Origin of the sequence: Lachnospira eligens (assembly GCF_009680455.1) — a bacterium.
Lineage (GTDB): Bacteria > Bacillota > Clostridia > Lachnospirales > Lachnospiraceae > Lachnospira > Lachnospira eligens_A.
This window is the reverse complement of record NZ_WKRD01000009.1, coordinates 139,459-165,214: the sequence shown is the minus strand read 5'-3', so window position 1 is coordinate 165,214 and position 25,756 is coordinate 139,459. Positions and strand designations below refer to the sequence as shown.

17 protein-coding genes are annotated in these 25,756 nt (G+C 41.0%); all 17 read right to left on the bottom strand.

Annotated elements, in window-relative coordinates:
- Positions 1-34: 34 nt before the first annotated feature.
- Entirely contained in the window at positions 35-9,256 is a 9,222-nt protein-coding gene (locus GKE48_RS12265; RefSeq protein ID WP_154301189.1) for a DUF6531 domain-containing protein, read from the bottom strand.
- Positions 9,257-9,448: 192 nt separating this feature from the next.
- Positions 9,449-10,723: a sensor histidine kinase gene (locus GKE48_RS12260; protein WP_154301188.1), complete on the bottom strand. Its 1,275-nt coding sequence runs from the start codon at positions 10,721-10,723 to the stop codon at positions 9,449-9,451.
- A complete protein-coding gene (locus GKE48_RS12255) occupies positions 10,720-11,433 on the bottom strand; it encodes a LytR/AlgR family response regulator transcription factor (RefSeq protein WP_154301187.1) in 714 nt (237 codons plus the stop codon). The genes GKE48_RS12260 and GKE48_RS12255 overlap by 4 nt, the downstream gene beginning before the upstream one ends.
- Before the next feature lie 403 nt (positions 11,434-11,836).
- Positions 11,837-12,397 carry a hypothetical protein gene (locus GKE48_RS12250; protein ID WP_006426967.1) on the bottom strand — a complete coding sequence of 187 codons (561 nt, stop codon included), beginning with the start codon at positions 12,395-12,397 and terminating at the stop codon, positions 11,837-11,839.
- An 80-nt stretch (positions 12,398-12,477) separates the two neighbouring features.
- On the bottom strand, positions 12,478-14,739 hold the full coding sequence (locus GKE48_RS12245) for a glycoside hydrolase domain-containing protein (protein ID WP_007884642.1): 2,262 nt from the start codon (positions 14,737-14,739) through the stop codon (positions 12,478-12,480).
- 170 nt (positions 14,740-14,909) lie between these two features.
- The gene (locus tag GKE48_RS12240) at positions 14,910-16,601 is read right to left on the bottom strand and encodes a lysozyme family protein (protein ID WP_154301186.1); all 1,692 of its coding nucleotides are present in this window, start codon (positions 16,599-16,601) and stop codon (positions 14,910-14,912) included.
- 29 nt (positions 16,602-16,630) lie between these two features.
- Complete coding sequence (locus tag GKE48_RS12235) at positions 16,631-16,981, bottom strand: hypothetical protein (RefSeq protein ID WP_006426970.1); 351 nt, start codon at positions 16,979-16,981, stop codon at positions 16,631-16,633.
- Entirely contained in the window at positions 16,981-19,311 is a 2,331-nt protein-coding gene (locus tag GKE48_RS12230; RefSeq protein WP_199596345.1) for a VirB4-like conjugal transfer ATPase, CD1110 family, read from the bottom strand. The genes GKE48_RS12235 and GKE48_RS12230 overlap by 1 nt, the downstream gene beginning before the upstream one ends.
- A complete protein-coding gene (locus GKE48_RS12225) occupies positions 19,304-19,744 on the bottom strand; it encodes a PrgI family protein (RefSeq protein ID WP_007884640.1) in 441 nt (146 codons plus the stop codon). The genes GKE48_RS12230 and GKE48_RS12225 overlap by 8 nt, the downstream gene beginning before the upstream one ends.
- A gap of 3 nt (positions 19,745-19,747) precedes the next feature.
- A complete protein-coding gene (locus GKE48_RS12220) occupies positions 19,748-20,179 on the bottom strand; it encodes a DUF4313 domain-containing protein (RefSeq protein WP_139009963.1) in 432 nt (143 codons plus the stop codon).
- 4 nt (positions 20,180-20,183) lie between these two features.
- The gene (locus GKE48_RS12215) at positions 20,184-21,026 is read right to left on the bottom strand and encodes a VirB6/TrbL-like conjugal transfer protein, CD1112 family (protein ID WP_173016937.1); all 843 of its coding nucleotides are present in this window, start codon (positions 21,024-21,026) and stop codon (positions 20,184-20,186) included.
- Positions 21,027-21,113: 87 nt separating this feature from the next.
- Positions 21,114-21,431: a hypothetical protein gene (locus GKE48_RS12210; RefSeq protein WP_006426976.1), complete on the bottom strand. Its 318-nt coding sequence runs from the start codon at positions 21,429-21,431 to the stop codon at positions 21,114-21,116.
- A gap of 87 nt (positions 21,432-21,518) precedes the next feature.
- A complete protein-coding gene (locus tag GKE48_RS12205; protein ID WP_154301185.1) occupies positions 21,519-23,243 on the bottom strand; it encodes a VirD4-like conjugal transfer protein, CD1115 family in 1,725 nt (574 codons plus the stop codon).
- A gap of 23 nt (positions 23,244-23,266) precedes the next feature.
- Positions 23,267-23,545 carry a DUF4314 domain-containing protein gene (locus GKE48_RS12200; RefSeq protein ID WP_154301184.1) on the bottom strand — a complete coding sequence of 93 codons (279 nt, stop codon included), beginning with the start codon at positions 23,543-23,545 and terminating at the stop codon, positions 23,267-23,269.
- A 16-nt stretch (positions 23,546-23,561) separates the two neighbouring features.
- Entirely contained in the window at positions 23,562-23,873 is a 312-nt protein-coding gene (locus GKE48_RS12195; RefSeq protein WP_004614509.1) for a hypothetical protein, read from the bottom strand.
- 82 nt (positions 23,874-23,955) lie between these two features.
- A complete protein-coding gene (locus GKE48_RS12190; protein WP_055172977.1) occupies positions 23,956-24,942 on the bottom strand; it encodes an ArdC family protein in 987 nt (328 codons plus the stop codon).
- A 5-nt stretch (positions 24,943-24,947) separates the two neighbouring features.
- Positions 24,948-25,754 (bottom strand): PcfB family protein, encoded by an 807-nt coding sequence (locus GKE48_RS12185; RefSeq protein ID WP_154301183.1) that lies wholly within the window; start codon positions 25,752-25,754, stop codon positions 24,948-24,950.
- Between the last annotated feature and the right edge of the window lie 2 nt (positions 25,755-25,756).

Here is a 25,756-nt window from a genome sequence, read left to right as displayed (position 1 = left end):
TAACTTTTTCTTTAACTGGAGGATATTAATCAAACTACCACGTTAATGTTGCTGTTTTCTTTTCCTCATCTATATTCCATTCTTTTTTTCCTTCCATTGTTTTTGCTAATGCCTTGAACAAATCTTGATCTTCCTTAGAATCAGAAAACTGAATTACTGTAATCGACTCTAACTCTTTAGCTTGTACACCTTGATGATTAGGATTAAATCCATTTACCCACCATTGACGTTCTGTCGGATTATAGTCAAAAATTGTATTATTATTTTTGGTATCCTTTAAACTTAATTGCATTTTTTGTGACAATCCTGTTGCAGTAAAATAATGATTACCGATGCCTTTTTTATAGATTCCAGTTTCAGCACCTGCTCCTAAATTAATATAATCTCCTTTCCAAGCCCATATAATATAGGTTTCACCATTCATCATGAATTCTTTTTTATAAATATCAGGTACCGATCCATTAACTACTCCAGCTGCTTTAAAGACATCATCATATAAATCATTATATCCGACGAATTTATTACTTTGCCAATAATTCTGCTTGATGTGATAGTTTCCATCTTTATCTTTTTCAGCACCTATTGCCAAATCAATTGTGTAATCTAATTCACCTTCTTTTGTTGCTTCTTTAAATGCATCCATTGCATTCTTTAATGGTGATGTAACTTGCAGTTTCCCATTTTCATTACTTACTATTTTTTTATCAAATGCTCTTTCTGTTACACTACAAAGTTCTCTACTAACATTTGCTCGAATTTCTTTTGTCCTTTGCGATACATAAGAAACAAAATCTGTGAATTGTTGTTTCTTTTCCGCATATTTTTGCTTAGCATATCTTATAAGTTGAGAACCTTTTGATACTATTTTATTATAAGTATTATTAAGTTTATTCTGTGCTTGTCGATATTTGTTTTGTACTGCATTTTTTGCCTTTTGTATCGCTTTTTTAGGATTCTTTGCTGTATTCTGAACCCAGCCAACAGCTTTTTTAACAGTGTTCACCACCGTCTTAGCAACATTTTTAACTGTATTTACAACATTTTTAACTACTTTTTTTGCAGTATTAGCAATTTTCTTTCCAACACGTTTCACTGCACTTGCAGCCTTTTTCCACCATGAATGTCCTGTCGGATCATCATAGTTTACCGGATTATTGGATGTATATGCATATCTGTTTCTGGTCAGTGGATTTTCTGTCGTTCCAAGGTCACTATCTTCAGTTGTAAAGGTTCCGTTCTCTGCGTTATAGTATCTTGCCCGCAGATACTGAAGTCCTGTTTTTACATTTGTGGACTCCCCATTGTAACCGTAGTAATTGACACCGTCTGCTGTTCCTGATGTAAGGTTACCGTATGGATCATACTGATAACTGTTCGTCAGATTAGCTGTTTCGGTCAGGATTCCGGTCACGCTGTTTCTTCCGTCATATAAATAATAACTGCTTTCTGTGGATTTATCAACGCTTATACGTTCTCCGATTCCACTTTCTCCATAAGTATAAGCCTGACGGACTTTCTCGTCTGCCCCATACTCTGCGAGGACTTCTGTATTTTCACGATTGATATCGTTGATATACTCTGTCAATGTGTAACCTTTGGCATTTGAACCGCCTTTTACCAGAGATGCAAGCTGTTCTTTCGGGCTGTTTCCATCTTCGGTACGCTGGTTCTCCGGAATCAGGACTTCATCGCCATAGCAGTCTTCCCATTTATAAGTGTTATCCAGTTCGAATAGCCGGTTGTTATCTCCATCGTACATGGCTGCCATCAGGACTGTTCCACCCTGTTTTACTACTGCCAGACGATTCTCTGCTGTGTATTCATAAGTAACCGGATCTGCACTGTTTGTCTTATCACATTCCTGGATCAGATTGCCATCTTTATCATAGCTGTAGGTTGTTCCCGGATCGCCCCAGATTTTTGCATTCGTGCGTTTGATGAGCTGGTTGGAATCGTTGTACTTATAGTTATATTTTGCTTTGCTAACACCATCTTCGATCTTCTCGTAAGAGGTCCGGTTTCCAATCTTGTCATAAGTATAATTATGAACCGTCTTTTTACCGCCTTCTGCTTTTTCCGTACAGCGTGTCAGTTCCCAGTTGTCATCGTATTCATAGGTACGTGTCGTCTGGATCTCTTTCTCCTGATGCTCACAGTCTGCTTTGTCTGTCTCTTTCTGTGTATCGCCCCAGTTATACCAGTCTTCCCAGCTTGGCGTCTTTCTTGTTCCGGCTTCCAGTTCGGTCGCTGTCTCGCTGACTACATATCCCTGATCATTGTACTTGTACTCATAAGTGCTGATTACTTTGCCACAGGAACCACAGGTATTCACAATCTTTGTGATATGATTTTCTGCATCGTAAGACACTTCCGTCTTTGTTCCGTTGCTTCTAACGACTTCTGTCACACGGTTCAGTGCATCATGCTTGTAAGTGGTTACTTTTCCATTACGATCTGTCAGTTTTACCAGATTATCATTTAAGTCATATTCATAGCTGACCTTTGTCCCATCCGGGTATACGATTGCCTGCAGATTATCTGCATCATCATAAACGTAGCTGACATTCTTTTTCGAACCGCTTGTCACTTTGGTGATTCTTCCGAGCGCATCGTATTCGTAACTGCTCTGGCCTGTCTGATCCTTCATGGATACCCGTTCCCCGGCACTGTTATATGCGTAGGTCACGTCCTTTTCGGATGTCTCGCCTTTTGCGTCCTGATAAGATTTCTCCAACAGGTCATTCAGTTTGTCGTAATCATACGTGGTTTTCTTGCCGCTTGCCTGTGTATGTCCGGTCAGTCTGCCTTTTTCATCATAGTCGAATTTTTCCGTTCTTCCTGTCGGATCTTTGATGGATGTCAGGTTGCCTTCCAGATCATAAGTATAATTCGTTGTCTTATTTGCTGCATTGGTGAAAGTCACCAGGTTATCCATGTTGTCGTAACCATAAGTTGTTACACCGCCAAGGGCATCAGTTACTTTGGTCAGGTTGTCATTCTTGTCATATTCCAGATGGCTCTTTAATCCGGTCTTATCTGTAACAACCTGAATATTACCATGTGCATCGTAATCAAATCCTGTTGTGAATCCTCGCTTGTCTGTAATAGAAGTTACCCTGCTGTCCTTATCATAGGTATAGGATTCCTTCTGCCCCAGTGCATCGGTCTCTTCTGTTACACGATTGTCTTTATCGTAGACTGTCTTTGCAACATAGCCCATCGGGTCTGTTACAGATGTCACATTATAATTCTTGTCATATCCATAGCTGGTCTTTCTTCCACCCGGTTTGGTAATCTCAGTAATATTTCCTGCCGGGTCGTAAGTATAAGCAGTTATCTTACCAAGCGGATCGGCTGCAGAAGTCATCTGGCCTGCCAGGTCATAACTGTAGGTATTGCTCCGTCCAAGTGGATCTGTCTCCTTCACCAGATTGCCATACTTATCATAAGAAAAGCTGGTTGTTCCATCCAGTGCATTGGTAGAAGACTTCATGTTGTGGAGCTTATCGTACGTATAAGTTGTGGTACTCTTTAAGCTGTCGCTTTCTTTTACCACGTTGTCCACTTTATCATAAGCGAAATTCTTGGTATAACCCAGTGGACTGGTCATACTCTTCAGACGTCCGGCTTTATCATAACTGTAGGTATACTCTCCGCCATTCGCCTGTGTCATCTTTGTGACATTGTCATTCAGGTCAACACTGTACTGTGTCTCATTTCCCTTTGCATCCGTTACAGAAATGACATTGCCATGCTTGTCGTAATCATATTTGGTAACTGCTCCCTTTGGAGAAATCTGTTCCGTCATGTTACTCAGGCTGTCATATTTGTATTCGGTAATGAGTCCCATCGGATCTTTTGATTTGGTAAGATTGCCAATGGCATCATAACGGTATTCATTTGTTTCTTTTAACGGAGAAGTCTCACCGATCTTGCGGTCCAGTTCATCATACTGGTAGGTTGTCGTATTTCCATTTCCGTCTGTCTGGGATACGAGGTTGTCATTTTTATCGTAAGTATACTTGGTAACCGTACCGTTTTCATCGACAGATTCCATCACATTATCATTTCCGTCATACTTAAAGGTGCTGGATGCTCCCAGTGGATTTGTCTGAGAGATAACCCGGTCTTTCTTATCGTAAGCGTATTTATATGTGGCTTCCTCTTCTTCTGTCATGGATAACTGGTTGCCGACTTTATCGTAGGTAAAGGTTGTTTTATGACCTTCCGCATCCGTTACCGTTGTAATGCGGTCCATAACATCATATTCATAAGATGTGGTACTTCCGTCTGCTTCAGTAAGTTTCAGGAGTCTGCCGTATTGATCGTACTTGTATGTTGCTGTCCTGCCAAGTTCATCGGTCTGTGTCAGTACATTTCCGGCACCATCATAAGTATAATCCATGCTGTTTCCACCATTGTCGGAGGAATGGATCAGGTTGCCTGCTCCGTCATACTGATAGGTAATGACAAGTCCCTGTGCATCCGTACACTTGATAAGCTGTCCGATGGCATCATATTCCATCTGGACTTTATCTCCTGTCGGAAGTGTGATCAATGTGTTATTTCCTTCATGGTCATACGCATAAACATACGCATTACCAAGGGCATCTGTCATCTTTGTGCTGTTGCCCTGTGAATCGTATTCGTAAGTGGTCTTTCCTTTCAGGGCGTCCACCGTCTGTTCCAGATTGTCGGTGGAATCATATTTCATTGCTGTAATGTTGCCCTTTGCATCGGTTACCGATGTCATGTTTCCATTACCATCGTAAGTCATGGTACTGGTATTTCCATTTTCATCGGTAGAGGATACCAGATTTCCATTTAAGTCATACTTCATGGATACGGTATATCCAAGGGCATCTTTGGATGTAGTAAGATTTCCTGCCTTGTCGTAAGCATAAGTATCTGTTCTTCCCTCTTCATCGGTAGAAGATACCAGATTTCCTGCTTTATCATAAGTATATGTGGTAGTTCCACCTTCTGGGTTGGTTTCACTTAAGCGGTTTCCTGTATTATCATAGGTATAAGTCCAGGTTCTTCCACTGTCATCTGATTTTGATACCAGATTGTCTGCCGCATCATAAGCGTAAGTGATAACTGCACCTAATTCATCTGTCTCTTTAGCGAGCCTTCCGCAGTTATCATATTCCTTGGAATGGCTGCTTCCATCTCCATAGGTAATCTTTGTTTCATTTCCTAATGCGTCATATTCATATTTGGTTACATTACCAACTGCATCTTTGGACTGAAGCACCTGTCCAAGGGAATCAAACTTGGATACGGTTGCATTTCCATTTCCGTCGGTATATTTTTTCAGATTTCCTGCTTTGTCATATTCATAGAGCTTTGTTCCAAAATCTTTATTACTCTCTTCTATGACACGTCCCATGCTGTCATACTTATAAGTAATTGTATTTCCTTTTGCATCGGTTGCTTTGACCTGCTGATAATTCTTATCATAAGCGTAGCTGATCTGATTTCCTTTCGGATCTGTACCACTGGTCATGTTGTACATCTTATCATAAGTATAAGTGGTGGTATTCCCCAGTGCATCAGTACTTGCTGTAATATTTCCCACACCATCCAGTGTATAAGCGGTCACACCGCCATCGGCTGCTGTCTTGGAAGTCAGATTGCCATTCGCATCGTAACTGTTCGAGGTTACATGTCCAAGTGGATCTGTCATGGTAACTGCACGATTCATCGCGTCATACGTGAATCCCCATGCTGCTCCATTTCCATCCACATATCCGGTCATGTTCGGTCCGTCATACGAATACGTTGTTGTGACACCTCTGCCGTCTGTCTGGGATACCATACGATGTTTGTCATCGTAAGTATAGGTAATGGCTGTTCCATCCGGTTTTGTAGATGTGACCATATTTCCATTACCGTCATAACTGTAAGTAACCGTTGCTCCGTTATATCCAGTTGCACTGGTCAGCTTATTCTGCTCATTATAAGTATAGGAGGCTGTCTTTCCATCCTCTCTTGTCTCCGTTGCTACATTACCAAATGCATCATAAGTGTAAGTTTTTGTTCCGGCTGCTGTCGTTTCGGAAGCAAGCTGATTTTCTGCATTATAAGTCTTTTCACAGGTTGTTCCATCCGGATATTCAATGGAGGTCGTGCGGTACTGATCATCATAATGATAAACGGTCTTATTTCCTTCGTTATCCGTTGTTGTAGTAGAATTCTTTCCGTACTTGAAAGTTGCCGTTCCTTTTTCTGCATCGGTCTGCTCTACGACTCTTCCTTCTTTATCGTAAGTATTCTTTACAACCGTATTGCCATTCTCATCTTTCCAGCTTGTCATACGGCTGTCATCATCATACTGATATTCTTTTGTTGTTCCATTCGGGTCTGTTACAGATACCAGATTTCCCTGCTCATCATATTTGTAAGAAACTTTTCCACCGTCTGGAAGGGACAGTTCCTTAATATGACCGAATTTATCCTGTTTTACCCCAAACGTCTTGCCGGATGGTGTGGTAATCTTGCTCAGATTATAATCATCGTCATAATCTAATACTGTCTTAAATCCATTCACATCCGTTACATATCGTAAGATTCCGTATTTATCAAATGACCAGACGCTCTGATCCGCATCTGTCAGTTCCCATCCGATGTAGTCATGGTCTGTATCTTTATAGCTGACTGTTTTTAAATCGTATACATAACCATCCGGAGCAGTGTAGTTTCCATCTTCATTCTTATCAAAGATCAGATAACTTCCGTCCCCTCTCATATACAGAAGGTTTCCGTCCTCCATCTGAGAAAGTGACTGGTCATAGTTAAAGCTCCATCCACGTCCGAACATGGAATGCTGGTCTGTTCCTTTGGAATTGTAGCTTCTTGTAATGGAGAATTCCCCATTCAGCTCATTCATCGTCGCATCGGACTGATCCATATAGAAGTTACCGGTATTTAAATTGACCGGCTCAAATCCAAATTCACAGTGCAGGCCTCTTCCCATCAATGCTCCGTCAATCCGCATCTTATCCTGATCGGTAAGCGGTGCAGGACTATATGGAACATTTGTCTGTGGGTTACGGATAAAAATCGTATTATTTGCAACTACCAGTGCGTCCATCACCTGATTGTCTTTCATAATGTTCTTAAGCGGAACACCATAATATTTTGCAATCTTCGGGAATGTATCAAACTGCTTCACTTCATAAATCACAAAGCTGTCACTGGTCACTTCTTTTCCCGTTTCCAGTTTGCCATCGATTTCTTTTGATGCTTTTGCTTTTATTTTATAGAGTTTATCTTTTGTCAGTCCTGAATACAAAGCACTCTGCCAGTTGGAATCTTTGCTGTAATACTTATTCGCCTCCGGGAACTGCTTATTGTATTCCGTGCTGTCTGGATAGGAATACAATGGTTTTGCATCTGTTTCGTGATGCTCTTCTTTTTCCTCATCTGGGAGCAGATAATACTCTACTGTAGATTTGCTCTTTGCAATTCCGTCTGCAAATACGGCATCAAATTTCAGTTTTCCATTGGTATTCTTTTCTGTCATCGGGCGAAGCAGGATCGTTGTTTCATCCAGTGACATATCTCGCAGATATGGATCTTCAGCCGGTGACCACTGAATACTGAGTTTCGGTCCATAAACGGATGCCCTGTTATTCAGTACCTCACACTGCATAGAAGCTCCAAGGTTATTTGCCTCGGCAATGGCTACCAGTGCAAATCCGTTATTCGCATGAGTTCCCTGCACCCAGTCATTAACCAGATCTTTAACGTCATAATTGATATAGCTGTTCCTGCTGGTACTTGCATTCTGTACATCCTGGAACGTAAGATTTACTGGTTTTGTTTTCCATGTGATGGAGGTGTTCCACGACTGATCTACACGATAAAGTCCAAACTGGGATGCACCACCACTGTATGCAGTTTTCTGACTGACTGCAAATGTTGCACTGTCAATTTTGGAATCTTTCGGAATCTGACTAAAATTTGAATTTACTTTGATATAAGTCCGGCAGTTCTGGTGTGCTGTTCCAAATCCTGCAAGGTTTCCAGACTTAATACCATCATCAAATCCAACATACGGATAATTGTTATCTCCAATCTGGCTGGTTGGACTTCCCTCTTCCACACCAATCATGTTAAAGGAACTCTTCTGGATTTCCACTGGTGTCGGATCGATCCTGACCGGATACTGACGTTCTTCTGCCGAAAGCCAATCCCTGTCTGGTTTTACGGTCAGGATTGTTTTTCCCTCTTCTTCCCGAAGTTCCAATGTGATCAGGAAACTGATTTCCCCGGCAGCATCTTCCATTGATGGAGTCTCCAGAAGATACTTTGCATCTTTGATTGTCTTCCCTTCCGGATAGATATAGACCTGATTGTCTTTTACTTCTGCCTGATACCCCGGAATCTGCAGCTCGTATTCATAGACTTCCCTGTCTGTTGGCTGCTGAAGTACGATATCTTCTTTGATACTGGAATCCAGTACTGTATACTGAACATCTGCGCCCTCGTAAACTTCATTATAAAGGATCGCATTATCCTTAATAACAGAATGTGTATAATCTCCATCTACTGGAATGATTCCGATTCTGGTCTTTCCATTTTCAATCGTTACACCATTCTCTTCTGACATCTGTTCCGGAAGAAGGATGGCATAATCGTTTGCCTTGTTCTGATAAACTTCTGTTTTCTCTTCCTTTTCCTCAGTTGCCACTACACTGCTGGCTTCCTGTGCTTCTTCGGATGCCGGAGTATCTGCTTCTTCTGGTTTTACAAGTGTATTATCAACCAGCTCGGTATCTCCATCCTCATTCTTATAAGTTCCGACATAACCTCCATAAACGGTTGTATACTGCTTGTCTCCTGTCTTATAAGTCTTGGAAATGGCATCATAATCGATCAGTTCACCTTCCGGTTCTTCCGGAATCGGATAGTAATCCTGAGGTTCTTTCAACTCCACTTCTTTTTCCTGCGGATTTTCTTCTGTTTCTTCCGCTGGAGTTGTCTGTTCTTCCTGAATCTCTGTATCTTCTGATGGCGTCGTTTCATTTTGTACGTCCGCATCAGACTGCTGACTCTTATCTTGTTCTCCAGATGTGGAATCTGTTATCCCGGCTTCCTCTTCAGTCAAAGCCTCTGGTCTGGAGAAATCTGCATTCTTCTGTACATCCTCAATGGCCTCTTTTGCCTGTACAAAGATAGGTTCTGTTCCCTGTAGTGCCATCAGGAGTGCAAGTACTAAGGCTATAGCCGACTTTCGAAATCTCTTCATAGTCTCTTTCTCCCTCTTGTAATCTTTTTCTATAATTCCTTAAAAAAATAACCGCTACCCTCCTTTTTTTCTGACTTTGGCACTACTATAATCTAAAAAATCAAAAAATTTTCACAAATGGTAAAAATGACCCTTGAGGTGGCAAAAATAGACGAAATCGGTCGAAAAAAATAGTAAGACACCATCGCCTTACTATTTTTCATCTAATTTCATATATAATAATATTTTCACTTGAAAGGATTTCTCCGTATGGCAGATCTCCATCTGACCATGATACTTTTCTACTACAAGTTTCACATTCTGTAATCCTATTCCATGTCCTTCTTTCCTGCTTTTCGTTGTCAGATAAATTCCATTCCTCACTTTTGGTGTATCTTTTATGCTATTCTCAATCTGGATATTCATGATTCCTTTTCCATAATACATCTGAAACGATAATCTCCGTTCGTCTGAAGCTGCCGCCCCACGAATGGCATTATCCATAAGATTTCCCACAACTATACTTAGGTCAAATAATTCTTTCCCTATATGATTCGGTATTTCCACAGAAATCTCTGGCTTTTCAATTACTGATTTCACATCTTCCAAAATATAATTCAGCAGATTATTCATATTACGGTTTTCTGTATATAAATGATGACATAAGGCTGTTCCGGCTATATTCTCCATTTGTTTCAGATACGATAGAATCTCTTCATTTCCTCCCGTTTTTGCCATTGCACCTATCGTTGTAAGATGGTGTTTATAATCATGATGTATCTTATTCAGCCTGTCCTGTGATTTCATCATCATCTCCAGTTCTTTTGCATACTGGCTCATCTGAATCTTCATCTCTTCCTGTTTTGCTGTTTCAATATAACTTTTCTGAACCTCATCGTGCAGATAGAAAATAAATACATTGATAAACAGTAAGAATAATACAATCGTAGACCGCACACCTCTTCTGTCTGGCAGCAATATCCTGATGCAGACTATAATACTGATCACCGGGACAGAAAGCATAGCCAGCCAATGACTGTTCTTTATATAATAACTTCTCTTTACATCCACTTTTCTTTCAATAATGACTTCCAGTAAAAAGAATATAAAATTTCCCATTACGATAGTTCCCGGTCCCATGTGATGATGTACCGGATTTCTTGCTACCGCATACCGTTGAAAGAACACGATTGGAATCCCATTACATAAAATTCCCATAATATATACCATAAGTGTATTCCAGACATGATGTTGCCAGTCTGCCTGATATGCCACTGTTATAATTAACAGAGCGATCAGCTCAAAGATCAGATCTCCGTACATCGTTCCCCACTGCATACTTCCCCAGCAGGAAAGCAGATATGCACAAAAATATGCAAATAGCTTTTGTGTATCCTCATTTTGAGGATACAGGATGGTATTGTAACGGAACACAATATAAATCCAGAATAATTTACTTGTCAGATAAGTGATCAAATGTATATTCATAATCTTTTCTTCTCCGTTTGTAATAGTCTTTCTCTAACCTTCTTGCGATTTGCTTTACTGATACTGAGACGTGTCTTGTCTTTCATAACCACGTTGTCATATTCGTAATGCTCCACGTGTTCCATATTGATGAGATAGGACTTGTGGATCAGTAAGAAATATTCTTCTGTTATATCCGCTACATCCTTTAATTTTCCTCGATATTCATATTCTTTTTCCGATGTCACGATATGTACTCTTTTTCCCAGACTATAAAAATACAGGATCTTGTCATAAGAAATTTTGTGGATTCCTTTTGTATCCGTATATTCAAATATCTTCTTCCGTTCTTTTAACAGTTCCCGTAATTCACCTATCACCCGGAAAAGTTCTTCCTCTCGGATTGGCTTTACAAGAAAATCAAATGGATGAATGCGAAATAATTTCATAGCATATTCCTGATATGTTGAAATATAGGTAATGCGCAGTTCTTTTCCATAATTTTTCTTTCGTATCTCCGTTCCGATATCAATTCCATTCTCATGTTCCAGACAAATATCAAGGAATAACATATCGTAGGATTCTTCTTCCAGCCTGTTAAGAAGCTGCTCCGCAGAATAGTATATTTCTACAGATATCTGACAGTCATTCGCTTTCCCATAATGGAGCAGCTTCTGTTCTAACCAATTACATAGAATGATGTCATCATCACAGATTGCAAGTTCTAGCATATTTTCTCACCCTCAGTCTTTCGTAACGCGACAAATAGGGAAAAGAATCCCCTTCAATTCTTTTCCCGAATGGACATCACTAATTTTGTGTCATTTTTCTGGTGCAACAGCACCACTTCCTTTGCTGTCTTATTTTGTCCTCTATATAATAAACACTTGAACAAGAAAAAACTGTCGCCATTTTATAATTTATTTATATTTTTTATGTTTTATTTATATTTTATCCAAATATTACAGCGATAACTAATAATGTCACCCCCTGCATTATTCTTTTTATTTTTAGCGTCATTTGATAAAACATCAACGTTTTTGATGGCAAAAAGGGAACCTGCAAAACCAGATTCCCTTTAAAATACATGCTCTTCTCTAAAAGGATGATAAATCCACCATCCTCTGCTTATTTTTAAAAACTTTTTCCTTTTTTACAATACTTATAAATATTAAATGGTTTTTCTTTTTTTTCAAATAAAATCCCTGTTGTTTTAATAATTTTTATAAGTTCATCCGACTCCATATCTGTCGTTTTAAATATAAATATTTTCTTTTCATTTGTTATGAAAAAAAAGAAGTTTTTATATAAGAACATTCTATCAATATTTTTAAATTCATAAATTTGATCTTCATCTATTTTAATTGCGTTTTCATCGATATCCACCGTTTCATATCCTGATCTACCCCAGACAAATTCATGAACATTTTTTTCAAAATTTTTACCAATCATTTGATACCAAATAATCCAAGCCACACAAGCCACACAAGTTCCAATCCCTATTCCAAACATCAAATAACTTTCCGACAGATAACAATTAATCGACAGTAAAAATTCTACAGGTGTAAAAATATAGATAATCATTCTACTTTTCTGTCTTGTTTTAAATAATTGATTAGGAATTATAAACCCAAGCGAAAGCATTCTTTCTAATTCTTCCCTATCCTCATCTGACACAATTGATTTAATATGCATTCTTCTTAATCCCCCTTTTGCCAGAGGTCCTCTTTATAAAATCGAACCTCTGGCCATTGTCTCTTTTATTCTTTTACAATTTACAGCGCTTGAATCAACAAACCAAAAACAGTACCTGCTCCAGCTGAAAATAAAGCAATAATTGACGGAATTGCATTTACAACTAATGCACCCGCAAGAACTAATATTACGGCTCCTGCCAGTATATTACTATGCTCTTTTGTGAATTCTACAACATTAAATTCAAGACCACTATTAGAATTTAATGTCATTGTAAAAATCAAAGCAACCGATATTGTCCACTCTTTTTCCTCTTCTGGCAGCAAATCTGATGTACTAAATACAATGGAAAACTCTACACTATTGGCAAAAACATTATTTATTTCAAAAGCAATATTACCAGATTTAACCGATAAAGCAATTTTTTCTATCGTATTTCCAAAGTTATCTGCTCCCTCTATACCTGTATCTGATAAATTTGATGAAATCTCCATAATTTGATTTTTGCAAGTTTGTGTCAATTCTCCATCATTTCCTATATCCACTTTTATATTATAAATTTTACCAGTTGAACTTTCAAGCGATGTGGATATTTTAGTAGAAATATCAATTGCTCCTTGAGGACTCATCATTGTTCCCAGTGAAATTTCCTTATCATACTCCACACCCACATCCATAATTTTATTCAGATAACCAAGCGGCTCCATTACATTATAGACATATTGATTTCGTGCTATTTTTACCTTTGCCCGAAGATTTTCTTGCGCTATTTCCTCATCTGTTTTTGTCGATACGGCATCGAACTTTTTAAATCCAGTATCTCTCCCTGAATATGCATCTTTATCCAGTGGGAACGAAGGTGATGAAGAAAATGAGTTCAACTCACAAAATTGATCAAATGCCCAGTTCTTCGGCATCGAATATCCCAAATTACAGCTAAATCCAGTTGACATATCTGCCACAAATGATTTACTTGCCAATCCTGCTTCATAAACTTTAGTACATACATATCTTGGTGCATAAATGCCGACTTTATAATTTTTATCATTTGTCGAACTGAAAAAGATCATGTGAATCTGTTCAAAATAAGGTATAATAAATGTATCAATCTGATATGAATAACAATCAAAATCCACTGCAAAGTATATAGTCGTTCCACTTGGTATACCGATTCTCTCGGCTGCTAAAATTGCTGTCTGTGCATCAACACTTCCCTGGGACGGATCCTTAAAATAGTTTAATTCATATCCTCCATCCTGATATATCGGGAATACCGATAATCCTGCATTTTCAATGTTTTTCACTTCTGTTGATGTCAAATATTTCGGTGTATGTTCTTTTCCAACAGAACCTGTCAGATAACGTCCTACATGAGTATACCCTGCATTTTTTATATCTAATGCCTGTTGTTTATTTAATACTGTTGCACAGTCACACGCTTTTGCTGCCCTGTTTGTATCGCCTTTACTCGTAAGCAATGATTTCATAGTAGAAACATTTACTTTTCCTTTTGTTACAAGTCCAATTCCTGTCAGACCATAAAACTCCTGAAATTCTGACACCTTTGACTCTGTAGTCGAATCAAACACGCCATCGAATCTTCCCGGATTATATCCGTTAAAATATAGTCCGTATTGAGCAATCTTATTAAATGGAACATATTTCGTCGAGTTCTGTCCGTTCTGTAATGTACCCGGAAACGCATTTGTTGTTGCATCGCCAAAATTAACTGAATTCAAATCTGTAATTAATTCAGTTGTAACTCCTTCAGCCGCCTGCAATGCACCAACTAAAGACAAAATTGTCTGTCTTGAGGCAATTCCATCACAAGGTCCAACACCAATAACATCTGACCAGTCACTATTTAATTGCTGTTGAATAAGAACAATATTGGAATCCCCACCAGAAACCTTTGTAAACCAGTTTAGGGATAACAATCCAGACCAAACTTTCCAATCAATTTTGCCCGTAACTTCCAGTCCTGCATTTTCCTGCATCTTTTTAACTGCATTTACTCCTGATGTATAATAAATTCCAGTAATTCCTCCAGCAGCATATCCTTTGCAAAACAGAGCACACTGAATCAAGCATACATTAACCTGCGGAGTATCATTCGGATCCATTTTTGTAATAATGGCTAACTTCTTCATGGTATTAATAGTAAGTGGTCCAACCGTTCCTGTAATCGTTGAGATTCCATTCTGAATCTGAAATGCACGAATGATTCCCTGCATCACGGCTGTTCCGGTCTTTCCATCTTCATCCAGTTTTACCCAATCCTTATGTCCACCAAACATCGCATTTAAATATTTTTGTGCTGCTTTTACATTCTGATCACTCATATTCACTACCTCCTAATTCAAGTCAATTATAAAGATTTCTAACTCTTTATATGTCTATCACTAAAAGTTACAATAACAATTTATCAATCAACTGTGCCTATTTTGTGACTATTTTCCAAAGGATTCATTAACTCCCTTATAAAATCCTTAACAAATTATGAAAGAAACCATCAATTTATCACCCCATATCCCATTATAGAACTGTAATCTACTGCATAATTTCTCTGCCGTACCTGATCACTGGAATTTCCCTCAATCGTGTAAACTCTTCCACCTTCACACTTTTCTACTATTCCTACATGATCCGATGTTCCATCATGATCCCAGTCAAAAAAGATGATCATTCCAGCTGTCGGAGTTGTTCCGCCACTCTGCCACTTATTCTTTCCCTGAAACCAGGACACTCCATCACTGCACAATGAGAATTTAGGAACATTCCCACTTGCAATCAGACCGCTCTGATCCGCACACCAGCTTACAAAACAGGCACACCATTCTACCCGACTGTCAAATCCGTACCAGCTCCAGAACTTCTGACCGCCACTGTTTCCAAGCTGCCCCATTGCAACCGACACAATCTGCTGATTACCAAACAAACCAGCAAACAGGCTGCCACCGGAATAATACCGCATCACATGGGGAACGTATTGGGGATCTCCGTAACTGCTCCATCCATGCGAAGCTGCCTGTTCCTGTGAAAACTGCAATGCATTGGCTTCTGTATAACCGCCTCTTTGCAATGCCCATCCTATGTAGCCATTTCCATAGTTATATCCCTGCCATGCAAGTTTCAGCTTGTCCAGATCCTGTGGACTGCTGCATCCTGCCTGTCTGATACAGTCTGCAAAGGTCTGTACTCCAACCTCTATCGAATAATCCGGATCAGTAATAGAACCAGGAGTGTGTGGGAATCTTGTATTATATGGACTTTCCGAACACTGCATCGGGTCTGTTCCCCTGCCTCCAGATTCCTGCATCATGATGGCCTGTATCGCAGACACATATTCCGGAATGCCGTATTGGGATGCATACTGCTGTATCACAGAAGTATACGCAAGCACTTCTTCACTTAGGGATTCGGAGCTTTCCGAATTACTGCTGAAAGCTGCTCCTGCAATGATTCCCACAATCAGAATAAATACCAGAAGAAATGCACTACCTCCGGCAGCAATCCATTTTCCCATTTTTTCAAGAGCTACTACCCCTTTTTGAATCGCTGCTGTAATTCCCTGTACGGATAACTTTGAACCCTTTCCAGTTACCTGAAGGACTGCTTTTCCACTTTCTGCCGATGCCTGTGCTGACTTTCTTGCCATCTGGGCTGCTCTTGCTTTCTGCATCGCCTGAAGACTTTTTTCCATCTGCTGTTTCTGCATGGATGCCTGTGTCTTTATTTTTTCTTGAGACAGACCGGATACTTTTACCACTCTCGGTGCTGCTTTCACCTGCCGTTTACCATTCTCCTTGGCAAGTGCTGCCTGCTCCGGTTTCAACTTGATTAATTTCTTTCCGCTTTCTGCCCCCTGCTCCATTGCTTCTTCGGCAGCTTTCGCTTCTTCCTGTCTGCTTTTTCTTTCCTTTATCTTCCTGTAGGTCACTCCAGCAAGTTTTTTTCCACCTTGATATGTGGTTTTCCCTATACTTTTTCCTGCCACACTCGCCGCTCTGTACTGTACGGATTCTATTTTTTCAGTTCCATACTGTGTTGGGGATTCTGACTGCCCACTGCTTTTTTCATGTAGTTCCCTTGGCTTTTCTTTTGCTTCCAGAACCGCTGAGCGAACCAGTTCTTTCGGAAGTCGGGCAGCCGGATTTCGAATCTTCGGATTCTTATCCCTTACCCATTCCTTGATATCTTTCATCCGGTCACCCTCTTTCCGTATCTCTTATCTCATCGGGCAACATCCCGATGTTTCTTTTTTTCCTGCTGTTTCTGCAACTGCTCCACCTGTCTGATTGCCTCATTTACCAGTGGATGTTCGTTGTAATATGGCACAAGTTCCAAGTCTCCCCTGTCTTTTGATGACAACGGTAATGGATATTCCATGTCTGAATAAATTGATTCTGGATCATGAATAGAAAACTCAATAGCCGGACACATATTGGCAGATGTTCTACAATATTTCTGGTACTTTTTATATGCCTCTTCCAGCGTTCTGCATTTTGTATATTCTCCTAAATCATGGAACTCACCGCACTCTGCAGCATAAAAAGTTATCGTTACTTCTTCTTTTTTCTTCATTATGATTCTCCCGGTTTTGTTGTCATTAGTTTATAAAGGTCTGTATTCTTTGGGAACGTATTCTCAAATGGTACGATATTCCCAGAGCAACGGATTAGGCCACTGCCAACCGATACATTTGTAATATAGGACAGTTGGTTTTCGGAAATATTCAAAAGAGCTGCCAATTCTTCCCTGTCTGTACTTGCCTGATTCAAAAGAATCAAAAACTCACTGTTTGCCAACATCAGTCTTGCAGTGTCCGATTTCAGAAGTTCCTCAACATTTTGGGTTAAACCTGTCACGAATCCATTGTATTTTCTGATTCTCTTGTACAGTCGGTAGAAGAAATTTGCACTGTATTCATAGCGGAATAACAGATAGAACTCATCGGCAAATATCCATGTCGTTTTTCCTTCTTTCCAGTTCTGAATTACCCTGTTGAAAATACTGTCTAAGGTAACCAGCATTCCCAGTGGCATAAGCTGTTCCCCCAGTTCCCGGATATCATAATCCATGATCCTGTTCTTCTTATTCACATTGGTCGGCTGTGCAAAGGTGTTCAGGCTTCCATTGATAAAAAGTTCGGATGACAGTGCAAGTCCCCTTGCCTCTTCTTCCGGCTGTAACATCAACTGTCGGTACATATCTTTCAATGTCGGAACTTCTCCGGTATAACCACTTCGGATATAATCCCGGTACACATCTGCAGCACAGCGGTCCAGGATTGACTTTTCTTTTGCTGACAGGTTTCCTGCTCCAACCAACTGTTCAAATACAGACAGAATAAACTCCGATTTTTCAATCAGTGGATTCTTTTCATTGCCGTAGGCTGCGTCCATATCCATTGCATTCAGGTGATTGTCTGATGTCGCAGATACTTTTACAACCTGTCCACCCAGAGCCTCTACTAATTTTGTGAATTCGGACTCCGGATCAAGAATCAGGATATCGTCATCGGTACTCAATGCCAGATGCACAATCTCTTCTTTTGCCGAAAAGCTCTTTCCTGATCCACTGACGCCCAACCGGAAACTGTTTCCATTCATCAGTTTCTTCCGGTCGGCTACCAGAAGGTTCTTGCTGACTGCATTCTGCCCATAATAGATACCGCCCGGCTGCAGGATTTCCTGTGTATGGAACGGGATTAAAACAGCCGTTGATTCCGTTGTCAATGTACGCAGGGCATTGATCTTTCGCAGTCCGTAAGGAAGCACTGTATTGAGTCCGTCCACTTGCTGCCACTTTAATGTTGCCATCTGGCACAGATGCTTTCTTGCTATCGACAATAATAATTCCGTATCGGAATCCAACTGTTTTTTACTGTCTGCCAGATGTACCATTGTCAAAATTCCGAACATCATACGCTGGTCTCTGGTTGTCAGATCATCGAGCATTTCCTTGGTTTCTTTTCTCTGAAGTTCCATATCGTATGGTACGATTGCCGAGAAGTTATTATTAGCGTTCTGCCTTCTCTGCCAGTTGGTCACGTTGGTTTCCACACCAAGCAGTCGGTTCTGGATTTCCCTTACCGCTTCATCCGTAGGGACTGGCAGGATATCAATCGACAATATCAGATTCCGGCTGAAGTCACACAGTTCTGAAATCATGTCATCTTTAACATAACTTGCATAATCCTGCATATACAGGACTCTTCCGTACCTGTCACCGATTTTAAAATGGTCACGTTCAAATTCCATAGAATCCGGACACATCCAGTCCTTGAAACTTGTTCCCTTCTTGGCAAATTGTTTCAGATCAAACGGAAATGCCTGTGGGACATCTCCCTTGAAGAAGTCCCTGAAAATCTGGAGCCGGCTCTCTGCGTCCAGTCCTTCTGCTGTGGACGATAACTTTGCCAGATGTGTTACGATGTCTGTTCCGATACGTGCAAAATAGGTTCTTGCATCGTCAATCGATCTTTTATGTACACTGACAGTCAGATACCGTTCCTGATAGATGCTGTTGTTTGTTCCTGTAATCTTAGACAGGAGCATTTCGTTGTATTCTTCCCGATAGTGGTCCAGTCCATCTTCCTTCATTGGAAGCAGGATTGATTTTTCAAATTCTTCTTTATTGATTCTCCGGTTATTGATGGTAATTTTGGCAGAAATGCCGGAATCCAGTGAATTTAAGAGTTCGGAATAATCCAGAAACATTTCTGTCTTATTGTCCTTACTCGCAATATAATAGTTGATATCTGTAAAACGATATGTTTTTGAGAATTTCGTTCCCTGTTGAAAAATTCCATCCGGCCAGATTCGCTGGATGGGAATTGCCTGTTGGACTGATTTCGGAACTTTGAAGCGTTCCTTATCCATCCGAAGTGCCTGACTTAAGGTTTTAATCAAAGGCATCACTCCTTCCCTTGCGTTTCTTTCTCTGTTTTGCTTCTGCTCTTTGCTCCCGCTCTTTTATGATTTCCGCTCCATCCTTTTGATTCTTTTCTCCCAGCGAGATGGTCTCCTGCATGCAGGAGTAGTGGATATCTTCCGACTGAAACACCAGTTTCTTCGGATACAGCAATTCGGATTTGATCACTGCCCATAAAAACTGTTCGGCTGTCATACCATGATATTTGAAAAAGCCACAGGCAGCAAATGGAGTAGCACCAAGCACACACAGCCATCCGGTTATTTCCTGTCCGGTAATTTCACGCATTCCAAAGTAAATTCCGATTGCTGTAAGAATCGCAAGAACAGAACACACACATTGTCTCAGGTCCAGTCCCATAAACATGGATTCCTGATAGTCCCGGATTTCTTTATTCATCTTGACTTCCATAACTTATCGCTCCTTTCCTCTGCTTTGTTTCTTCGTTTTCTGTGGTTTTTCTTTCGGTACTTCTATCCCGGCAAATCTACAGTGTTCTGCAACGCCTTCCGGATCAAATTCCGCAAGTCTTGCTAGATCAAACGCTACCTTCTGATAGGTTGCATATCCTGATCTTCCTGTTTCATTCAACACTTTTCCTAGTTTATGTTCCTTGATAAAATGAAGCATATCCTTGGTAAAATCTCCTGTTATAAAAGCCTCATTTGGCTCTAAGAACTGATAGGGCAGATTAATGGTTACATCTCCAAAATCTTCCCATTCTCTCCCTTCCTTATGGCAGAGTCCTACATATAAATTTCCATTGTTCCGATAAGAGCTCACTCGTATCGCTACTGTCTCACGTCCGAATTCCCAGTTATATCTTAATGTTTTCTTTGTATCCATATTTTTAACCTCCAAGTCCCATCATTTCTCTGACAATACGGTCAGATGCCTTAATTGCTCCAACCAACACCAGTAAATTAAATACCAGTTCTCCTACATAGTTCCACACGATTGTAACTGCACTCAACTCCGTATCTCCGACAGCCGGAGGGCTTGCTGCATAAGCAGAAAAGATAATACATGCCAGTGCAATAATTGCCCCTTCCAGACATACGCCTATATAAGAACGGATAAAGTTCTTTCCAATGGACTGCGTGGGTTCTCCTGCAAATGAGGAAATCGGAATCGGGGCGATTGCCGTATACATATAGATTTTGAACATTCTGCCATACACTGTCAGAATCATCACAAATGACAATACAGTGATCAGCAGACTGCCAAGCAGTGTGACAATCCACAACGGAATGGATTCCAGCATTCCCACGCTCTCAATCTTATCTACAATCTCCGTTGGAAGTTCCGTCACGCTTCCTGCCATACTGGAGCCGCTCATTACGGTTGTCACGATTCCCTGCACGATGGAAAACAGTGCCCGCATAAGTTCCATTCCGTATGTGATTGCTCCCTGAGCAAGAGCAAACCGGATAAATGCTTTTAGCACATGTTCCGGCTTTTTCAGATCTGTAAAACTGCCACACGTTTTTATGATTCCGGCTGCAAAAAATAACACCAGTAATCCATAGGCAATGGCTGTCAGTGCATCATTGATATTTGTCATAATCCGCCAGATGCCGCCACCCTTAAAAGTTGCCGGATTTTCAGTCAGCAGAGTCCACAGTTCTGCCATCTTTTCACTCCATGTGGATAGTGCTGAGTTTAGATTCTGTACAATCCAGTTGTCACTCAAATATTCTCACCTCCCTGAACATATTTTTGAATACAGGAGTACCTTCCGGCACTCCTGCTGTTTCCTGATATATTTTTTCAAAGAGGCTTACGCCATAATCAAATCGAGGATTTCTTTGGCAAACGTAATAATTACTCCTCCGGCCAGTGTCAGAAATCCATTTGCCCTCTGGCTTGGATCATGGCTTTTTAAAGACAGACCAACCTGCACAACACCAAATCCAAGCAAAATCAAACCGATCGCACGAATCAGAGAAAAAATAAATGTAGACAAGTTATTGATAACGGACAACGGATCTCCGGCTGCGAATGCGGTCGTTGCTCCAACCGTTACGGTCAGTACCAGCGCCATGTAAAGGCTCATCCACTTTTTCTGTTTTCTCCCCATCGGCATCGGGGTTGTCATTTTTTCAGTTGTATTCTTTTTTGTTCTATTTTTTTCTCCTGTGAGAAATTTCTTCAATACACATCACTCCAATCCATCAAAAAACTGCTATTCACCAAGGATGTCCTCGGTAGACAGCAGTTCGTAGTCGTCTAATCTGTTAATGTCAATCTTTAGGTCGTCGTGAGCCAGTGGTGTTTTCGCATAATCATAAGGCGATGCACCACCGTCCTCTGTGTATCTGAAATTCACATGCTTTTTTAAATCATATTTATCGTCCATGATTGGACGCTCCCCACGAATAAACAAAATCGCTTTGCGGTTATCTAAAAGCCGTATTTCATCCGGTGTTAAAAGTTCCCTTCCAGTCTGCTGATAATTCACCGAATAGCTACCGCTACGCCCTTTTGTCTGTCCGTAGGTATTGGTATCCAATGTCTCTTTTCCCAATAATTCCGAGACATACTTATGTCCTTCTTTTTCATTTCCACCCAAATATAAAAATTCATCGCAGTTACCGATAAGACTCTCATACGAGTCTTTAAACAAGGCTTTCATCTGTGCAATGTTCTGGATGATGATACTGCAGGAAATCCCTCTGGAACGCATGGTTGCCAGAATCTTGTCAAAATCATCCGGCAAGGCTACGTTTGGCCATTCATCCATAATGCAGTGTACCGGAATCGGAAGCCTTCCTCCGTACTTCCGGTCTGCCACATAATACAGTGTCTGAAACAGATTGCTGTAAATCATGCCGACCAGATAATTCATACTGGTGTCCGCATCTGGAATACAGCAAAACAGTGCCACTTTTTTCTCCCCGATACTGTATAAGTCCAGTTCGTCTGTACAGGTCAGATTGGCGATCTGTTTCAGATTGAACGCTGCCAGACGGACACCAACAGAAATCAAAATAGATTTCGCAGTCTTGCCGGCCGCCTGCTTATAAATGGCATACTGCTTGACCGCAATACTCTCTGGGTCCCGCATTTCCAGTCTTTCAAACAAAATGTCCAATGGTGACTGGTAATCCTCATCATCTTCTTTGACCTGTGCACTGCCAAGCATTTCCATGATCATCGGGAAGTTCTGTTCTTCTGGTGGAGCTTCATGCAGCAAATACAGCATAAGTGCCTGTAAAAGTGCAGTCTCGGACTTCTCCCAAAACGGGTCTGAGCTCTGCGCTCCCTTCGGTGTTGTGTTGCGGATCAGGTTATTGATCAGCTTCAGTACATCCTTATCATCCCGGACATACGCAAACGGGTTATAACACCAGGAAGTCTCCGGATTGATCAAATCAAAAACCCGGACTTCATATCCATTCCGTTCCAGAACACCTCCTGTTTTGCGCAGAAGTTCCGCTTTCGGATCTGTGATCACCATCGAGCAGTTGCACTGCATGATGTTCGGAATCGCATAGGTCCGGCTCTTTCCTGCCCCGGAACCTCCGACTACCAGCACATTTAAATTTCGTTTATGCTTATATCCATCCAGTCCCATGCGGAAATGCTGTGTCAGAAGCAAATTATTCGTGTACTGCTTTTCGCAGTAACGTCTGCAGATTTCGGACACATTGCCCCATTTTGCGGAACCATGTTCCACGCCTCTTCTATAATTTCTTTTTTGGGATTCATAAATACCAATGCCTAAGAAATAGGCTGCTGTGAATATCAGAATACATTTGAACGTATACGGTGTATACGTGATAAAAAACGGCTGTTCGAGTTTTTCGCTCAGCGTTTCTAAGATTTGAATAAAATTCTTATCCGGTGTAATGGCACAAGCGGTAATCGCTGCCGCCCACCAGACAAATGGCAGAAAGACAAGATACAGAACCCAGTCCTGCTTTTTTGTACTTATCTCTGCAAGTCAGATTCTCTTTTCTTGCGTGGCTTTTCTTCTGGATGCCCCTGTCCTTCTTTCTTATGAAAGGAATCCACTCCCGGTATCAGTGAGAGATTTCTGCCGTTGTCCCACTTAACACCAAGCTGGCCTGCATCATCCACATACTGCACAGTTCCTTCCAGTCCCTGCGGCATACCCGCTTCTCCGTCCATCGAATTCAGACAGATTCTTGTTCCTGCCGGATACTGTTCTCTAAGTCTTGCCACTTTTTCTCTTGAATAAATGACCAATCAACCACTCCTTTCTCTACCAGAACATGTGTCTGGTGGTATTCGGTTTTGCAACCTGAATAATGATTTTATCTATTCCATCACTGTATCTTCCGGCTGCAAGATATTTACTTCTAAGCCTGTTCAGTGCCTTACGGATCTGCCTTTGTTCCCCAGCTGTAATCTGCAGCCGTTTCTGGGCGAGGTCGTATTCACTTACTTTTTTCAGAAGAGCTTTCGTTTCTTCCAAACATTCATCCTGCTCACTCTGTGCCTGCAGCTCATCATTCAGTGCCACCACGAACATATTTTTCATAATGTTATCCATCTTCAAATAGTATTTTGTCATCTGGCTGACCTCCTTTTTTGTTACACCAACCATATCACAAGACCTCCGTAATAGCTACTCCAACCGTCCAACTTTTTCACTTTTATCGTTCCGGCTGGCTCTTTGCTTTTTTCTCTTTTCCGGATGCTTTTTCAGATGGTTTTTCATCCTTGGTTTCCGGTATTTTTACAGGGTCTCCGATTGCGAACTCATCGGTTATATACTCCTGTTCCTTTGCACCAAAATTGCGTTCGATATGGTTTCGTATACTGTAGGAAGCCTGACGGACATCATTTAAAAAGTCTCTCAGTTCCTGCGGATCTTTCTTTCCGCATTCATTCCTCTGTGCAATATACTCCAGATTGAATCCGGTAACATCCACACCATAACGTTTCGCAATCACATAGGCTGCACAATAAGCCTGTGCACTGACTTTCTGTCGGCTGTAGGTTCCGGTATGCTGGTCCAGTGCTGCACACGCCAGTTCTCTGTTCAGTGCATGGAATGTCGTTACTTCACTCATTCCGTTGCGGATATAAATGGTACGGTATCTCGGATTGTACTGGGCCTGCACTTTGTCTGGCAGATCATCCTCAATCTGCACACGTACCGACTGGTCTTTTAAGACAGTTCCTATCAGTTCTGTCAGACTTCGCTGAGGGCGTTCTTCCAATGGCTTTCCTGACATCTGACTGATGTCAAATCCTTTTCCGATCGTATACCCTCTCCGCATTTCACCGTCTTTTTCGTATTCAGTGGAAATCATATAAGTAATGCCATGCTCCCCTGCTTTTACTGAACGGTGTTCTTCTCTCCAGCGTTCATAAGACCTTACTACCTTAAAATCTGGATGCTGTCCGTAAATCAAAAGCAGATTCGGTGTTCTCTGTGTATTACACTCTGCCATAAAGTCCAGAAAACCTTTCAGCTTTTCTCCATCCTGAAAAACTCCCTGTGCCTGTGAATCTACTTCAGCCCATACTTCTTCTCTTTCCTGCTGCTTCTTGGCTGCATATTCTTCCTTGGTCAATTTCTGTTCAGGAATCTGCTGTTCTTCCGTTCCACCTGAAATCATATCTGTTAAATCCATATACATTACCTGCCTTTCGTTTTCATATTCTTACGTTTCTTCCTGCTCTCTCTGGCATTTTTCCGTCTGTCCGGCCGTTTACGTTTCTCTTCCTGCTCCTTGCGGATATCTCCGAGTTCTTTCCGCACAGATGGTTTTTCATTCTTTTCTTTCCAGCTAGTTTCCCGATCGGAAGAAGTATTTCTGTTGCGCGAGAAAGGTTCGGATGGATTCTTTTCTTCTCCCTCCTGCGCCTGTGTAAAATTTCCTTCCGGGAAAGCCTCATCCCCGATCTGGAACATTTCTTCCGCATCGTCCAGTTCAAATTCTATCTTGCCTTCCGGCAGGACAACGGTCTCTGTCCGTACATTCTCCCTTGATTCTTTTTCCATCTGGTTTTCTGTCTTTTCCTGTGCAGTCTCTTTTTCCACTGCTTCTGTAACCATAGAACCTGATTCTGCTTTTACAAAATCCAGATTCATCCGGTCTAATACCCGGTTCATCTTCGCGGCATCATCTGCAAATACCATGACCTCTGTCTGGTCCGGATTCACCTTATCTTTGATGACTACATATAAGATACCTCTCGCCTTGGCTTCTTTTGCAAATTCTTTCAGACGGTCGCCCGGAACAGTAAAAAATTTCATTGGGCGCTGTTCCTTTAACATTCTGGTAAGCCTTGTTTTCCCTCTTGTCTTTTTCTGATCTTTCAGGGCGGCTGCAATAAAGATTGCCACATGCTTTGCCACATTTCCGGTAATCTTCAAAGAGTATTCCATTCCTTCCAGACTGTACCGCACCACCTGATCAGCCGGTTCTGCTCCATAATTCATAC

Bases quoted from the DNA above. Each gene is read 5' to 3' on its own strand.
- GKE48_RS12265 (WP_154301189.1), bottom strand. From the start codon at position 9,256: ATGAAGAGATTTCGAAAGTCGGCTATAGCCTTAGTACTTGCACTCCTG.
- GKE48_RS12260 (WP_154301188.1), bottom strand. From the start codon at position 10,723: ATGAATATACATTTGATCACTTATCTGACAAGTAAATTATTCTGGATT.
- GKE48_RS12255 (WP_154301187.1), bottom strand. From the start codon at position 11,433: ATGCTAGAACTTGCAATCTGTGATGATGACATCATTCTATGTAATTGG.
- GKE48_RS12250 (WP_006426967.1), bottom strand. From the start codon at position 12,397: ATGCATATTAAATCAATTGTGTCAGATGAGGATAGGGAAGAATTAGAA.
- GKE48_RS12245 (WP_007884642.1), bottom strand. From the start codon at position 14,739: ATGAGTGATCAGAATGTAAAAGCAGCACAAAAATATTTAAATGCGATG.
- GKE48_RS12240 (WP_154301186.1), bottom strand. From the start codon at position 16,601: ATGAAAGATATCAAGGAATGGGTAAGGGATAAGAATCCGAAGATTCGA.
- GKE48_RS12235 (WP_006426970.1), bottom strand. From the start codon at position 16,981: ATGAAGAAAAAAGAAGAAGTAACGATAACTTTTTATGCTGCAGAGTGC.
- GKE48_RS12225 (WP_007884640.1), bottom strand. From the start codon at position 19,744: ATGGAAGTCAAGATGAATAAAGAAATCCGGGACTATCAGGAATCCATG.
- GKE48_RS12220 (WP_139009963.1), bottom strand. From the start codon at position 20,179: ATGGATACAAAGAAAACATTAAGATATAACTGGGAATTCGGACGTGAG.
- GKE48_RS12210 (WP_006426976.1), bottom strand. From the start codon at position 21,431: ATGACAACCCCGATGCCGATGGGGAGAAAACAGAAAAAGTGGATGAGC.
- GKE48_RS12195 (WP_004614509.1), bottom strand. From the start codon at position 23,873: ATGACAAAATACTATTTGAAGATGGATAACATTATGAAAAATATGTTC.
- GKE48_RS12190 (WP_055172977.1), bottom strand. From the start codon at position 24,942: ATGGATTTAACAGATATGATTTCAGGTGGAACGGAAGAACAGCAGATT.
- GKE48_RS12185 (WP_154301183.1), bottom strand. From the start codon at position 25,754: ATGAATTATGGAGCAGAACCGGCTGATCAGGTGGTGCGGTACAGTCTG.